General features: G+C 58.6%; 19 protein-coding genes. 4 read left to right on the top strand and 15 right to left on the bottom strand.

Going from position 1 to position 14,289, the window contains the following annotated elements:
• Positions 1-47 precede the first annotated feature (47 nt).
• The 12 genes from ACP5EL_RS06195 to ACP5EL_RS06140 form a co-directional block, all read right to left on the bottom strand.
• On the bottom strand, positions 48-329 hold the full coding sequence (locus tag ACP5EL_RS06195; protein ID WP_428401627.1) for a type II toxin-antitoxin system VapC family toxin: 282 nt from the start codon (positions 327-329) through the stop codon (positions 48-50).
• Positions 326-544 carry an antitoxin VapB family protein gene (locus ACP5EL_RS06190; protein WP_428401626.1) on the bottom strand — a complete coding sequence of 73 codons (219 nt, stop codon included), beginning with the start codon at positions 542-544 and terminating at the stop codon, positions 326-328. Before ACP5EL_RS06190 ends, ACP5EL_RS06195 begins: the two co-directional genes overlap by 4 nt.
• Before the next feature lie 409 nt (positions 545-953).
• Positions 954-1,850 carry a F0F1 ATP synthase subunit gamma gene (locus tag ACP5EL_RS06185; protein ID WP_428401625.1) on the bottom strand — a complete coding sequence of 299 codons (897 nt, stop codon included), beginning with the start codon at positions 1,848-1,850 and terminating at the stop codon, positions 954-956.
• Between the two features lie 24 nt (positions 1,851-1,874).
• Positions 1,875-3,353: an alternate F1F0 ATPase, F1 subunit alpha gene (locus ACP5EL_RS06180; protein ID WP_428401628.1), complete on the bottom strand. Its 1,479-nt coding sequence runs from the start codon at positions 3,351-3,353 to the stop codon at positions 1,875-1,877.
• Between the two features lie 50 nt (positions 3,354-3,403).
• Positions 3,404-4,177 carry a F0F1 ATP synthase subunit delta gene (locus tag ACP5EL_RS06175; RefSeq protein WP_428401624.1) on the bottom strand — a complete coding sequence of 258 codons (774 nt, stop codon included), beginning with the start codon at positions 4,175-4,177 and terminating at the stop codon, positions 3,404-3,406.
• Positions 4,174-4,449: a F0F1 ATP synthase subunit C gene (locus tag ACP5EL_RS06170; RefSeq protein ID WP_428401623.1), complete on the bottom strand. Its 276-nt coding sequence runs from the start codon at positions 4,447-4,449 to the stop codon at positions 4,174-4,176. Before ACP5EL_RS06170 ends, ACP5EL_RS06175 begins: the two co-directional genes overlap by 4 nt.
• Before the next feature lies 1 nt (position 4,450).
• Positions 4,451-5,191 carry a F0F1 ATP synthase subunit A gene (locus tag ACP5EL_RS06165; RefSeq protein WP_428401622.1) on the bottom strand — a complete coding sequence of 247 codons (741 nt, stop codon included), beginning with the start codon at positions 5,189-5,191 and terminating at the stop codon, positions 4,451-4,453.
• Position 5,192: 1 nt separating this feature from the next.
• The gene (locus ACP5EL_RS06160) at positions 5,193-5,480 is read right to left on the bottom strand and encodes an ATP synthase subunit I (RefSeq protein ID WP_428401621.1); all 288 of its coding nucleotides are present in this window, start codon (positions 5,478-5,480) and stop codon (positions 5,193-5,195) included.
• On the bottom strand, positions 5,473-5,802 hold the full coding sequence (locus ACP5EL_RS06155) for an AtpZ/AtpI family protein (protein WP_428401620.1): 330 nt from the start codon (positions 5,800-5,802) through the stop codon (positions 5,473-5,475). Before ACP5EL_RS06155 ends, ACP5EL_RS06160 begins: the two co-directional genes overlap by 8 nt.
• A 15-nt stretch (positions 5,803-5,817) precedes the next feature.
• Positions 5,818-6,195 (bottom strand): F0F1 ATP synthase subunit epsilon, encoded by a 378-nt coding sequence (locus tag ACP5EL_RS06150; RefSeq protein ID WP_428401619.1) that lies wholly within the window; start codon positions 6,193-6,195, stop codon positions 5,818-5,820.
• Positions 6,192-7,565: a F0F1 ATP synthase subunit beta gene (gene atpD / locus ACP5EL_RS06145; RefSeq protein WP_428401618.1), complete on the bottom strand. Its 1,374-nt coding sequence runs from the start codon at positions 7,563-7,565 to the stop codon at positions 6,192-6,194. The genes ACP5EL_RS06150 and atpD overlap by 4 nt, the downstream gene beginning before the upstream one ends.
• Positions 7,566-7,569: 4 nt before the next feature.
• Positions 7,570-7,926, bottom strand: coding sequence for an amphi-Trp domain-containing protein (locus tag ACP5EL_RS06140; RefSeq protein ID WP_428401617.1), 357 nt, complete (start codon positions 7,924-7,926; stop codon positions 7,570-7,572).
• 191 nt (positions 7,927-8,117) lie between these two features.
• Here ACP5EL_RS06140 and lysA point away from each other — a divergent pair, with 191 nt between their 5' ends.
• Together lysA and ACP5EL_RS06130 are read left to right on the top strand one after the other, a co-directional pair.
• Positions 8,118-9,401: a diaminopimelate decarboxylase gene (gene lysA / locus ACP5EL_RS06135; protein ID WP_428401616.1), complete on the top strand. Its 1,284-nt coding sequence runs from the start codon at positions 8,118-8,120 to the stop codon at positions 9,399-9,401.
• 25 nt (positions 9,402-9,426) lie between these two features.
• Positions 9,427-10,404: a radical SAM protein gene (locus ACP5EL_RS06130; protein WP_428401615.1), complete on the top strand. Its 978-nt coding sequence runs from the start codon at positions 9,427-9,429 to the stop codon at positions 10,402-10,404.
• A 38-nt stretch (positions 10,405-10,442) separates the two neighbouring features.
• On the opposite strand, the gene ACP5EL_RS06125 is transcribed toward ACP5EL_RS06130, so the two are convergent.
• From ACP5EL_RS06125 to ACP5EL_RS06115, 3 genes are all read right to left on the bottom strand, one after another.
• Entirely contained in the window at positions 10,443-10,862 is a 420-nt protein-coding gene (locus ACP5EL_RS06125; RefSeq protein WP_428401614.1) for a hypothetical protein, read from the bottom strand.
• Between the two features lie 159 nt (positions 10,863-11,021).
• On the bottom strand, positions 11,022-11,231 hold the full coding sequence (locus ACP5EL_RS06120) for a DUF1922 domain-containing protein (protein WP_428401613.1): 210 nt from the start codon (positions 11,229-11,231) through the stop codon (positions 11,022-11,024).
• Between the two features lie 27 nt (positions 11,232-11,258).
• On the bottom strand, positions 11,259-11,639 hold the full coding sequence (locus ACP5EL_RS06115; RefSeq protein WP_428401612.1) for a 30S ribosomal protein S8e: 381 nt from the start codon (positions 11,637-11,639) through the stop codon (positions 11,259-11,261).
• Between the two features lie 163 nt (positions 11,640-11,802).
• Here ACP5EL_RS06115 and ACP5EL_RS06110 point away from each other — a divergent pair, with 163 nt between their 5' ends.
• The gene (locus tag ACP5EL_RS06110; RefSeq protein WP_428401611.1) at positions 11,803-13,089 is read left to right on the top strand and encodes a hypothetical protein; all 1,287 of its coding nucleotides are present in this window, start codon (positions 11,803-11,805) and stop codon (positions 13,087-13,089) included.
• 128 nt (positions 13,090-13,217) lie between these two features.
• The coding region (locus tag ACP5EL_RS06105) for an OBG GTPase family GTP-binding protein (protein WP_428401610.1) at positions 13,218-14,289 on the top strand (1,072 nt) is incomplete at its 3' end.

Genomic DNA, 14,289 nt, shown 5'->3' with positions numbered 1-14,289 from the left:
CATGTACACTGCTATTGCCTTATTAGTTATTAAAGTTTGGTTTTAGACTATAAAACGTCTAGCGTGTTCACGGGCGTTCCCTGGCCCAGTAGACGGCCCATGATCACGCCAGCCTTTTCGGCAGCCCTCATGTCGAAGTCCAGGATCTCCATGCCGGAGAAAAATCGTCTGAAGAACTGCTCCTCCCTCTCGGACTTTCTGTGGTTGATCCCGGCGAAGATCTCATAGCAGCTTATCATGGTGGTGGCCGCCTCCTCCCTGACGAATTCTTGGATCAGATCAGATCCTCTGAAGAGATCGATGAGGGCGCTGGTATCGAGGACTATCATACCCTCGACCTCGATAGCTCTCTGATCCTCCTGGAGTCCTCTTCAAGCCCTCTCAGCAGGTCTTCGTCCTTGATGGCGCCGAAGTAATCTTTGAGGTCGAACTTCTCCCGTCTCATCAGCCTATCGATTACGTCGCTGAAGCTCTCCCCCGCTCTCTTTTCGCCCTTCAGCATCTCGTAGGTCTCTTCTCGGATTGAAAGGGTCTTGGTCCCCATGCATCTGTGTATGTGTGCACAGCAATATATCAGCTTCGCCTTTGAGCTTGTAGGATCGGGGAAGGAATGAATTTTCTAACAAGGTTGGCCTAGATATCTGCCCTATGCGTCTTACAAAAAATCAGAAATTTTTTTTTGGATCCGGCATTTCGCATTAACAGTTTGAACGCTCATCATTTTTCCTGCTATCGGTTTTTTGTAATCGACATGCATCAATGCTGTAACTTGAACCTAGCTTAGATCCACGCAATCATGATAACTGATCTATGTTTATATATTTATAAATATCTGATCGTAAATATCGGATTAACAGATATGGCGGAATTTCGCCTGATGAAGGCTCAATCCTGAGACTGAGAAAATTATGCGTTCTTTGAGCGGAGGGTGCAGAAAAGGGGAAGATTAAGCGCTAGCCCCTCCTCCTCTCTCCCATCAGAGCCTCAAACCCCACCAGCACGTCCTGCATCTCCGAGGAGATCGCCTCCTGCCGCCTTTTGCGGTATTGGACGGACAGCTCGTTCAGGTGCTCTTCTATGTTCCTCTCCGCCGCCTGCATCGATGAGAGCCTGCTGGCGTTCTCGCTCGCCAGCGACTCTACGAAGGCCCGGTAAAGGGAGGTGAAGATCTGCTCCCTCACCAGGGAGGAGAAGAGTCGCTCCGGGTCCATGGAGAAGGTGGGAAGGGACCTCGAGGGCCACCTCCTCTCAGAAAGTTCGTTCATCTCCTCGGCGTCGAGGGGGAGGAGATCGGCCATGGAGGGGCGGAACGTCGCTAAAGGTCCCGATTCCGGCCTGTTGTAGAAGAGGACTATCCGATCGAGGCCGCCATCGATCCGCCACTCCTCGATCTTGACCAGAACCTCCCCCATCACATCAGTTATGCCGAGGAAGTCTCCAGAGAAGGTGAAGTGGGCCTCGATCGAGAGCCCCCCATCTTCGAGGTGGGGGATGACCCGCTCGCCGACGGCCACGGCCCTCGTCGCCTCGTAGCCCATCCCGGCGATCTCGACGAGGGCAAAGCTTGCGATCTGCTCGTTGAACTTGCCGCAGAGCCCCTGATCGGAGCCGAAGATCACCGCCCCCAGAAGCTCCCCCTTCCCGGAGGGGAATAAGGCCGGGATGATCTTCTCGCTCTTCATCACCACCGCAAGCCCCATCTCGATGGACCTCGCGTACTCGCCGAGAGATTCAACCGCCCTCTCGTATTCGCGGATGTTCGTAGAGCTGATGGCCTTCATGATCTTGACCACCGACTGAAGCTCCCCCGCGTTCTTGATCTTCCTCTTCACCTTCTCGAGCTCTTCCATAATCTGCCTCTTATAGCCCCCTTCTCATCCTCCAAGAGCGTCTCTGAAGCTCTTCAGAAGAAGATCTCGATCTTCTTCGCTGAGCCTCTCGCCCGACTTGATCTTCTGAATGATCTCCGGCTGCCTCTCCCGAAGGGCCTTTCTGATCTCCTCCTTCGCTGAGGCGACCTCTTTGAGGGGAAGGGTGTCCAAGAGCCCCGACGTCACCGCCAGAAGGGCCGCAATCTGCTCAGAAGATGAGATCGGCTCGAACTGGGGCTGCTTCAATATTTCGCGGATCCGTTGCCCCCGTTCGAGGGTCCTCCTGGTATCCTCGTCGAGCCGTGTTCCGAACCGCGTATAGGCCTCCAGGTCCTCGAACGTGGAGTAGGTGAGGCGGAGATCGCCAGCCACCTTGGAGTATGCGGCAAGCTGGCTCTTTCCTCCCACCCGGGAGACGGACATCCCAACGTCGACGGCCGGGAGGATCCCCTTCCCGTAAAGCTCGGGAGAGAGGTAGATCTGGCCATCGGTGATGGAGATTAGGTTTGTGGGGATGTAGGCGGAGATATCCTGGGCCTGGGTCTCGATTATTGGTAGGGCGGTGAGGGAGCCGCCATCTTTGAGGTTGGTGGCCCTCTCCAGGAGCCTCGAATGGATGTAGAATATGTCCCCGGGGAAGGCCTCCCTTCCGGGAGGGCGGCGGAGGAGGAGGGATAGCTCCCGGTAAGAGCGGGCGTGCCGGGTCAGATCGTCGTATACGATCAGAACGTCCCGCCCCCTCTCCACGAAGTACTCGGCCATGGTGGTGGCGGAGTAGGGGGCAATGTAGTTGATGCCGGGAGGATCGTCCCCTGCAGCCACGACAGCTATGCACTCCTCCATGGCGTCGTGCTTTCGGAGATCTGCGATCGTCTTCGCCACCTCCGACGTCTCCTGACCTATCGAGTTGTAGACGCAGATGACATCCTTATCCCTCTGATTGATGATGGCGTCGATGGCGACGGCGGTCTTGCCGGTCTGCCGGTCGCCGAGGATCAGCTCTCTCTGACCGCGGCCGATGGGAACCATGGCGTCCACCACCATCACCCCGGTCTCGAGGGGGATGTCGACGGGAGAGCGATCCATGATCGCCGGAGCCTCGCGCTCGATGCGCCTCCTCTCCGAGGTCGTGATCGGCCCGTCCTCGTCCAGGGATCTGCCCAACACGTCCACGACCCGGCCCAGGAGCTCATCGCCCACCGGCACCTCCATGACCCTTCCGGTCCGATGCACCACCTGACCGGCACGTATCTTCTCGCTCTTGTCGAGGGTGATGACGGCCACCTCTTCTGGGTCGAGGTTGAAGGCGATACCGAGCTTGCCCCCAGAAAATACGACGACCTCCTCAGACCGAACGTGGGGCAGCCCTCTGATGCGGGCGAACCCCTTGCCCACAAAGGAGACGATCCCGATCTCCTCGAACTTCAGCTCGGTCTTCCGGCTTTCAAGGGCGTGGCCGACGACCTCGAAGGCGTCGCCCATGGCCTCCCTGACCGCCTCGTCCCCCTTCCTCATATTCATCTTCGACCCGCTTATTTTGGAGCTCTCTCTTCGATCATCCGCGAGAAGTCCGCTTCCAGGGAGTCGAGATACCCCGCGATGCTCCAGGAGATCTCCGAGTTTCGCGCGCTCATCTCAATCCCGGAGATCAGCTCTTCGTCGATCTCGAAATGGACCCTCACATCGGTGCTGGTCTGATCCCGCAGAACCTCCTTGATCCTCTGCTGGACATCCCCAGGGATCTCGAAGGCGCTTCTGACCAGGATAAGCTGCTCTGGATATTTATAAAACTCCTTGAAGCCCTCTTTTTCTGCATCCTCCATCCACTCCAGCCGCTCGACGAAGGTCCTGATAATCTGCCGCTCCAGCACCTCGCCCGCCAGGTCTCGGAGGGCGCGGCGACATATGGCGTATACCTGCCGTCCGGTCCGCTCTCGGAGGTCGTCGAGGAACGCCTTCTTCGAGCTCTCTACCGCATCGTACCACTCGGCCTTGTTCCTCTCCACCTCGGCCACCGCCTTCTTTTCGAGGTCCGCCCTGAACTTCTTGGCATCCTCCTTCGCCCTGATCAGCATCTCCTCGTGCTCCGCCGAGATCTCCTGCCTCTTTCTGCGATAGGACTCCGCCTCCTCCTCGGCCACCTCCTTCTTCACTTCAACCTCCTCCAGCCGGGACGAGATCTCCCGCTCCCGCTCGTCCATCAGCTTCAGGACCGGCGCATACAGGAAGTGCCTCAAGAGCAGCACCAGGATCAGAAAGTTCACGATCTGAGCCAGCATCGTGAAATAATCGATCTGCAACGTCATCCACCCATTCCGATCGCGTAGTCCCAGAACGGATTGGAGAAGATCAGGATTATGGATATAACGAAGCAGTAGATGGCGGTGGACTCGATCATCGCAAGGCCTACAAAGAGCGTCCTGGTGATGGTGTTCGCCTCGTCGGGCTGCTGAGCGATGGCGCTCAGGGCGCGGGAGAGGGCCCAGCTCTCTCCCACCGCAGGCCCTATAGAGCCTATGGCGATCGTCAGGCCAGATATGATTATGGAAGCTGTACCTATGGTATCTATCGCAGCCATGTCAAGTTCCTCCTTCAGGTTCTTGTTTCATTTCTCCTTCCGTCTCCTCTTCTTCGATCTCCCCTTCACCCGCCCCCTCATCTGAGCTGGCAGATACTATGTAGACTGTGGCCAGAACTGCGAAGATGTAGGCCTGGACCTGGCCGATCAACAGCCCGAAGAGGTCCATTATCACTGGCAGAAAGAGGGGTGCAAGGGAGATCAGAACGGCGACGAGGAGGGTCTGGCTCATCATGTTCCCGAAGAGCCTGAGGGCCAGGGCCACCGTCCGAGAGATCTCACCGATGACGTTGAAGGGGAGCATCAACGGCGTCGGCTGGATGTAGCGTCTGAAGTAGTCGGAGACGCCCTGCTGCAAGATCCCGTAGATCGGCACAGCGAAGAAGACGCAAGCGGCCAGGGCGGCCGTAGTGGATAACGAACTGGTCGGCGAGCGGTAGCCCGGAACGACCCCGAGGATGCTGGAGAGGGAGAGGAACAAGAAGAGGGTCCCGGAGAAGGGCAGGTAAGGATCGGAGTCTCTGCGGGCTATCTCCCGAATCTCATTTCTCATGTAGCTGATGATAGTCTCCAATGCGACCTGCCTCCTGGAGAAGGGAGGCGTCGTCGAGAGGTCTCGCGTCGCCGCCCAGGCCATAAAGACCATAATTCCTATCACAAGCCAGGTGAAGAGGATCGTCTCGTTGATGGTGACAAACTCCCACCTCCAGAGGACCGCCTGGTCTGGGCTCAGCTCGACCATATCAGATCGCCCTCCTATCGGGGTGCCGGCCAAGACGGCTGACCAGGACGATCTTGGTCAGGAGGAATCCTGCGAGGGCGAAGGCCAATCCCTCAAGCCCGGTTCCGACGACGAGATAAAATCCCATGATGCAGACCGCCGACCGAAAGAGGAAGCTCCCCAGGGTCAGAAAGATCGGCCACTCAGAGCTGTGAAGCCGGTTGATCGTCAGCCAGAGGCCCCCGAAGAAGAAGACTCCAAGCCCGATCCCAAAGCTGAAGGTGAATATCGGCAAAAGATGCTCATTCATCCGACGTTCTCTCCTCGATCTCTGGTCTTCTCCCCTCGATCTCGATCTGCTCTTTTTTGACCCAGTACCAGGCGTTGACGCACCCCAGGATCAGGCCGGCCGATAGAAATACGAGGGTCCAGGAGATGGGGCCGGGATATCTCGTGTCGATCCAGACCCCGATGGCCACGCCGATCAGGGTGGGAACGGCCACCGACCAGCCGATGACGCCCATCATCCCGAGGCCAAACCAGATTCCTCTCGCCCTCTCCCTCCGAGCCTTGATCTTACGCTCTTCCTTTGAGCCGATCTCTTCGGCGAACTCTTCCCGATCTCTCTCCATCGTCCCTTCCCAAAGCTACATCTTCTCAAAGACGCTTTTCGCGAAATCCGCCTCGAGCTTCGCGAGGATGGTGCGGGTCTTCTTCTCCCTCTCGTCCCGCGCCCGAAACTCCTCTCGAACCGTCCTCTTCAGCATCCCCAGATCCCTGCTTCGCATCGCCTTCCTCGTCGAGACCGCGACCATGGAAGCGCATTTGATCAAGATCCCCTCGTCGATGGCGAGAAACTCCTCCCCCTCATCGGACTCGAATGAGAGTATTCCGGGCACCAGGGCGGCTACAAAGTCTATGTGCCTCGGAAGCAGGCAGAAGGACCCGTTCTCTGCCTCGGCCACGACCTTCGTCACCTCCTCGTCGATGAGGACGGTCATGGGGAGAAGAACCTTCAGCCTCATATCTCCGCGTCCTCGATATTTCCGATCATGTAGAGGGACTTCTCCGGATAGTCGTAGAACTCATCGTTCAAGATCCGCTCGCATCCGTCGAGGGCGTCTTCCACCCCCACCATCTTACCCTCCTGACCGGTGAAGTGCTCCGTCGTGGCGAAGGGCTGGGTCAAAAACCGCTCCAGTCGACGGGCCCGATTGACGGTCTTCTGGTCGTCCTCGGAGAGCTCCTCAAGCCCCAGCATGGCGATGACGTCTTTCAGCTCCTCATACTCCGCGAGGGTCCTTCGGATCCTCTGGGCCGTGCTGTAGTGCTTCGATCCGACTATGGTGGGGCTCAGCATCCTCGACCGCGATTGGAGTGGGTCTATCGCCGGATAGAGGCCTTGGCTTGCCATCTTCCTCGATAAGACGATGGAGGCGGAGAGGTGGCCGAAGGCGTGGGCGACGGCCGGGTCTGTGAAGTCGTCGGCGGGGACGTATACCGCCTGAACTGAGGTTATCGCCCCATCCCTGGTGCTGCAGATCCTCTCCTCGAACTCCGCCAGCTCCGTCGCCAGGGTCGGCTGATATCCCACCCTCGAAGGCAGCTGGCCCATCAGTCCCGAGACCTCGGAGCCGGCCTGGACGAAGCGGAATATGTTATCGATCAGGAGGAGGACGTCCTGCCTGAGATCGTCCCTGAAGTACTCGGCCATGGTGAGGGCGGCGTGGCCGACCCGGAACCTCGCCCCCGGAGGCTCGTTCATCTGGCCGAAGACGAGGATCGTCTTGTCCAGGACGTCCACGTCCTGGATCTCCCGGTAGAGCTCTTCACCCTCTCGAGACCGCTCTCCGATGCCGCAGAAGATGCTGATTCCCTCGTATCTGCCTGCGATGTTGTTGATCAGCTCCATGATCAGGACGGTCTTGCCGACGCCGGCCCCGCCGAAGAGACCGGCCTTGCCGCCCCGTTCCAGGGGGGAGAGGACGTCGATCGCCTTGATTCCGGTCTCGAAGATCTCGGAGGTGGTGGTCCGCTGAGATATCGGAGGCGGCCTCTGGTGTATGGATCGGAGCTCCTTCGCCTCAAGCTCTTCCTTCTGGTCTATCGGCGAGCCGAAGACGTTGAAGACCCTGCCCAGAAGCCCCTCTCCCACCGGGGCCGTCAGCGGCTGGCCGGTATCGGTCACCGGAGCGCCGCGAGCCAGCCCCGAGGTGGGGGTTAGGGCGATCCCCCTCACCGTCTCGGAGTCGAGGTGGATCAGCACCTCGATCAGGACCCGACCGTCGTCGCCGGCAGCAAGGACGCTGTTGATCTCGGGCAGCGACTCGGTGAACCGCGCATCTACGACGCTGCCCCGGACGGAGACCACCTCTCCCCGGTTCGATGCCGTCAAATTTTCATCTCACCGTCGGCCTTCCACCCTCTTTTCCCGTCGCACCGAAGTGCTCTTTGATCTCCAGCTCCACCTCGAGCTTCCTTTTTTTGGCGTCTTCTTTGTAGGAGATCTCCAGGGTGATCGGCTCTTCGGCGTTGACCTGGATCTGCCGCTGAGAGAGGCCGATCTCGATCATATCCCTCTTCTCCAGGGTGTCTGCCAGCTCCCGGAGGAAAGCCGCGGCCTCGGCGAAGTTCAGGGGGTACTCCTCCTCGACCTCGTCCGCCTCGCCTTTCTTCTTCTCTTCGATCTTCTCCTCCTCGGTCATCTTCTCCTCCTCGCGTTCTATATCCGTGCCTTTGGGCACCATTATCGCCATTAAAACCACCTCGCTGATAGAACAAATAGTTATTTTGATCTGCATAATTATAAACTTAACCTCCAGAGCGCCCTCTCGACGGGCGGGATCGACGATAGGCGAGAGATCTATCAACAACCCCAGCGGATAGGGCCGCTTGAGTGGTGGGCGATGAAAAAGGATTTACGGGCCTAGATCCTACATCCAGAGCTATGTTCGGGACGAAGGATCACCTGAGGGCGCAAGGAGGCCACCTTTTGATCGAGGGGGTCGATGTCGTGGACCTGGCCGAAAAGTTCGGAACGCCCCTTTACGTTACAAGCGAGGAGAGGCTGAGGGAGAACGCAAGGGCTTACCGGGAGGCCTTCCCTGAGGCCTGGATCTACTTCGCGGTCAAGGCCAACGGGAACCTGGCCCTCCTCCGGGTGCTGGCCGAGGAGGGGCTGGGGGCGGATGTCTTCTCCGCAGGCGAGCTCTCCCTGGTGCGGATGGCGGGGATACCCATGGAGAAGGTCCTCTTCAACGGCAACTCGAAGAGCACCGGGGAGCTGGAGATGGCCGTCGAGGCCGGCGTCCGGGTCTCAGCCGACTCTCTGGACGAGCTTTTGGCCCTCTCAGAGGTTGCGAGGGAGATGGACGAGGAGGTCGAGGTGGCCTTTCGGGTGAACCCCGACGTCTCCGCCGAGACCCATCCCAAGATCGCCACGGGTCTCAAGACCTCCAAGTTCGGGATCCCCTGGCGGGAGATCGTCGAGGTCTACAGGACCGCCATGAGCCTGGAGGGGATAAAGCCCATCGGCCTCCACTGTCACATCGGGTCTCAGATCCTGGATACCTCCCCCTTCATCGAGGCGGCATCTAAGATGATGGACCTGGCCGAAGAGATCGTCGAGATCGGGGGCGAGATCGAGATGATGGACTTCGGCGGAGGGCTCGGGATCGCCTACTCTCCCGGGACGGAGGCTCCCGCCCCGGCGGACCTCGCCGCCGGGATCTTGCCGGTATTCAGAGATCGATGCCGGGAGATGGGGATATCGCCCCGGATGATCCTGGAGCCGGGCAGGAGCATCATCGCCGATACCACCCTCTTCCTCACCAGGGTGAACGTCGTCAAGCGGGCCCACGTCAACTTCGTCGGCGTCGACGCCGGCTTCAACCTCCTGGCAAGGCCGATGCTCTACGACGCCTACCATCACGCCATAGTCGCCAACAAGGCGGACCGAAAGCCCAAGGAGAGGTACACCGTCGTCGGCCCCATCTGCGAGAGCGGCGACGTTTTGGCCAGGGATCGAGACCTCCCCGAAGTCGAGAGGGGCGACCTCGTGGCGATGCTGGACGCCGGAGCTTACGGATTCTCCATGGCCTCGGTCTACAACGGCCAGCCCCGGTGCCCGGAGGTTCTGGTGGCTGGGGGGAGAGGCGAGCTGATCCGCCGGGGCGAGGACCGGAGCGTCTTCCTCGCGGGCCAGGTCGTCCCCCCCAGGCTCCTGAAGTGAGATCTGAAGAGGTTCTTCGGTTTATATGACCACCTTCCACCCAAAGACCGCCCTCAGGGCCCTGGTCCAGATGAGGCTTCGAAAGAGGCCCTTCGTCCTCTCCCACGGGATCAACGCCCGCTGCAACCTCCGCTGCCCCTTCTGCGAGTACTGGCGAACCCCAGGCCCGGAGATGACCACTGAGGCGATCTTCGCCATGCTAAAGGACGCCAGGTCCTTCGGGATCGGGGTCTATAACGCCTGGACCGCCGAACCCCTCCTCCGGGCCGACCTTCCCGAGATCCTCCGCCGGGCCAAGTCCCTGGGGATCGCGACCTCCCTCATCACCAACGGCCAGCTCCTCTCCGGGAGGGTCCACGAGCTCGAGGACCTCGACCTCCTCTCCGTCTCCGTAGACGGGATCGAGACCTACGGAGAGATCCGGGGTGCTTCCATCGAGCCGGTCCTGAAGGGGATCAGGGCCGCTCGGGAGAGGGGCCATTCGGTCCTGATGAACTGCGTCATCAGCCGAAAGAACCTCTCCGAGCTCGAAGACCTCGTCAGCCTCGCCGAGGAGCTGGGGACCCTCATCTCCTTTGAGCCCCTCCACCAGACCCCGGCGGTCGAAGGGGAGGTCTGGAAAGATATGGGGGTCGGAGACTCAGACCTTCCCGAGTACAGGAGGGCGGTCAACAGGCTCATCGAGATGAAGAGAGAGGGTCGACCGATCATCAACTCCCTCACCTACCTCGGGATGGTCCGGGACCGAAATCTCGACTTCAGGTGCCACGCTCCCCAGATCGTCCTCTCCGTCGCCTCCGACGGGACGGTCCAGACCTGCAGAGTCCACAAAGAGCCTCTAGGCCACGTTTCTCAGGGCCTGGCCAGGGTCTGGAAGTCCTCGGCGGAGAGGCGGAAGAAGATCGTCCGGGATTGCGAAGGATGTCTATTCTTCGGCTACGTCGAAAACAGCCTCCTCCGCGACCTCCGTCCCGAGGTCCTCGCCCACTACCGGTGGATGTGACCTGAAAAAAATAGAAGATTCTATCTCTCGTCGGTAGATCAGCCGCAGCTGCCACATCCTCCGCCGCCGGAGCTGCTGAAGGTGCCGCCGAGCATGACGGACGGATAGAGCACGTTCCTATAGCTTCCCATGTTATCGTAGTAGCCGCTCAGCTGTACGGGACCGGTGGTGGCCCCTTGAGAGACCGACTGGGTGCCGTTTCCGAGCTGGATCGCCGTTGCGTTCGGCTCCTCCGTGACCGTCTGACCGCCACGTCCGAGCTGCACCGCCTCCGCGGCCGTCTCCTGCGAGTTCGCCTGGCCTTCGGCTGCGCCCAGAGTTACAACCTCTCCAGCCGAGCGAGCGTCCTTCGAGGGCCAAGAGACAGAGCCGGATCCGAGGCCGTAGGTCCCCGGACTCCAGAATGTTGCTGTGGCCAAGGGTCCAAAGACCATCATGGCGACGGCTATCACGGTCATGGTTTTTAATTCAAACTTCCCTTTCGGCAATCTATCACCCCAGATTGGCCGTCGCTCCTGTAGTTTATAAACTTATTGAATACGGCCGGAGGAGATAAAACGGCAAAGTCGAGCTTCCTTCAGATTGCTCAGTTGAACGTTCTTCTTCGAGAAGATGGATCAGCCCGCAGGCGAAAAGCCGGTCATCTCCCGCCCCCCCATCTGGAGGGCCCTCACCAGGTCCCCCGCCGCCCTCTCATCTTCGGCCTTAGAGATGACTTTTACCTTGTCGAGGCGAACCCGCGTCCCGCAAGGACAGGTCCTGGTGGCGGCGCCCTCCTCGGCGTAGAGGTGGCGTCCGCACCCGCCGCACCTGAAGATCAGGTACATAAAAGAGGTCAGATCGGCTGTCTCCGATCACTCGGCAACGAGGATCGCGTTCACGATACCGTCCTGGCCTGGCCTGCTGGTGACCCGGGCCTCTCCAAGCTCGGTCTTGATGATGGCGCCCTTGGTGATTATGTTTCTCCTGATGTAGTTCAGATTTGCGCTGTTGTCCGTCACGCTCTCGATCTTTGCGGTCTTGGACTTTCCCGTCTTGGGATCGGCGACGTGGGCCGTGTCACACCGCAGGAGCCTGATCTTGGTGTTGCCGCCCCTGGTCCTTATCTGCTTCTTTCTGGTGGTGTCGACGTTCGGCTCACCTGCCTCTCTGCCCAGCTCGTACTTGCGCTTTCCACGATTCGAGATCAGCCTTCCGCCGGTGAACTTCCTTTTTGAGTTTCCTTGCCACTTCATAGTATACCCCAGATCGGTGCAGATCTCCGAAGGCCGGTATTTATAGTTATGGTTGCTGCAGGGCCTGCCAATTAGGTCTGCTAAAATCGGCGAGATCTTCAAAGACCATCGCTGACAACCAAAATTTTTATATTGCAGCGACTACATATCTGTATTCAATCTGTTGCCGAAGCAACCCAGGAAAAAGGATGGAAGAATGGTATCGATGTCATCCGAAAATTTAAAATCTTTAATGAATAATTCGCCAACCATCAAAATTATCATTCAAAATCTTGAAAAATTCCGATGGGCTCGGAACCGGATATTTCGCCGAATCTTCCGGATATTGCCAGGTCTTCCTTTTCTTGTGATCGCCATCGCGGCCATCAGATCCTTGGCTGATCCGATGTTCATCTCAGGGATGGTTGCCGCAGCCCTGAGCCTAATCGCCTTCAATCTTTTGATGGGATGTATTCCGGATGCTTTGTGCGCCCTCTTAAACCGCGACATGATCGCCGTCTCCCATGATAGCGAAAAGATTGATGGTGAAGTGGCTCAGCCGGCGACTTCTTCATCGAGATCCGTTCCCGCCCCCGCCCCCGAGGACCTATATCTGGAGTTCATACGAGACTTTGAGAGGATGCTCAACAGCCCAAGGCAGTGGTTTGTGGCAATCTTCTTCGCCTTCCTGGGGTTTGTGAGGTTTCCTTATATTACAGGTGGGCTGGGGGCCTTCATCGCCCAACCGCGATCTGTTTATCTGGAGGTCGTCTTTGGATCAGAGCCTTTGACGCCGGAGATCTTGCGCTCCTTCTACCTATTTGTATTGGGGCCAATTCTAGAGTCTTTCATCGGCTTCATCATCGGGCTCATGGCCTGGAGGATGCTGGTCACGGGCTTCAAAGTTTGGAGGCTGGGGAAGGATTTAGAGCTGAGACCCCGCCCAAACCATCCCGACGGCTGTGGCGGTTTCGAGCCCTTGGGAAACCTTTGCCTCTGGCATGCCTTGATAATTTCGATACCTGCGATCTATCTTGGGGGATGGGTCATTCTCGGTCAGCACACCGGGTATGGCCATTCTTACGTTCCCCTCCATTCGGCACTGCTCATAATCCCGATCGCATCGGCATTTGTAAGCTTCTTTCTGCCTCTCTGGAGCATTCACGTGGAGATGATAGCTCAGAGGGATGCAGCTTGGATACGACTGGAGAGGTTGGGGGAGAAGATTGGTCGCCTGGAGCTCGAGATGATAGATCACATGGACAGCATGCGAGATGAAGATGTGTTGATGATTGAGAAGCAGCTGGCTCTGATGCGTCTCAGATATCAGCAGCATCAGAGCCAAAATGAGGGTTACCCCGTCTGGCCTTTCAACATCGAAGTCTTGGCAAAGTTCTTGACTTCCCAGTTGGTCCCATTTGTCGGTCTGGCCAAAGGAGCATTGGACTTCATCGGCATAAAGCCCCTTTAGCGGACCCGGACCCTCGCCCATCGAAACCAAACCATTAATATGTAAGCGCCCCCACCGGGCTGAGAAAGGCGTTTCCCGGCGGTGAAAGGCGGAGAAGCTGGCCGGGGCCGTTTTAAGGCAGGTTATAGATGGCGACGATCGATGAGCAGATCCAGGCGATAGAAGAGGAGATCTTCAACACCCAGAAGAACAAGGCTACAGAGCATCACATAGGAAAGCTCAGGGCCAAGATAGCGAAGCTGAAAGCTCAGCAGGAGCTGCAGAGGGTCAAGGGTGCCGGCGGCGGCAAGGGCTACTACGTCAAGAAGTCGGGCGACGCCACCGTCGCCCTGGTGGGCTACCCCTCCGTCGGAAAGTCGAGCCTCTTGAACAGGCTCACGGGAAGCGACGCCGAGGTGGGAGCCTACCAGTTCACGACCCTGGAGGTGATCCCCGGGGTGATGGACTACAAGGGCGCCAAGATCCAGATCCTGGACATGCCCGGCATAATAAAAGGAGCCTCTCGGGGCAAGGGCAGGGGCAGGGAGGTGATCACCGCAGCGAGGGCCGCAGACATCATTCTTCTGATGGGGGACGTCTACAACTTTCGCCTCGACGTCCTGGAGCGGGAGCTCTACGACGCAGGGATCAGGCTCGATCAGGTCCCCCCAGACATCACCCTCAGCTCCTCGGATAAGGGCGGCATAATCGTCCGAAATACCGTCAACCTCACCAAGATGACCGAGGTCGAGATCGCCGAGATACTGCGAGCCTACGGGATAGTCAACGGGATCGTGACCATCAGGGAGGATATCGATACCGAGACCCTGGTCGACTTTCTCGCAGGAAACAGAATCTACGTCCCCCAAGTCGCCGTGATCAACAAGATCGATCTCGAGTACGACGACGTCCGGGAGGAGATAAAGAGGACGATCGGCCGCGACTTCATACCCCTCTCCGTCGAGAAGGAGACCGGCGTCGAGGAGCTGAAAGAGCTGATATACGAGACCCTCGGCTTCATCAGGATATACCTCAAGCCCCAGCGGGACAAGGCAGACATGAAAGATCCTCTCGTGATCCTGGAGGACTCCACCGTCCGGACCGTCTGCGAGCACCTTCACCGGGACTTCGTGAGGCTCTTCCGATACGCCAAGGTCTGGGGAAATAGCGCCAAGTTCCCGGGCCAGTCGGTGGGGCTCGACCACGTCCTCGCCGACGAGG

It is taken from the genome of Methanocrinis sp. (assembly GCF_049974945.1).
GTDB lineage: Archaea > Halobacteriota > Methanosarcinia > Methanotrichales > Methanotrichaceae > Methanocrinis.
This window is presented reverse-complemented; position numbering and strand designations above follow the sequence as displayed.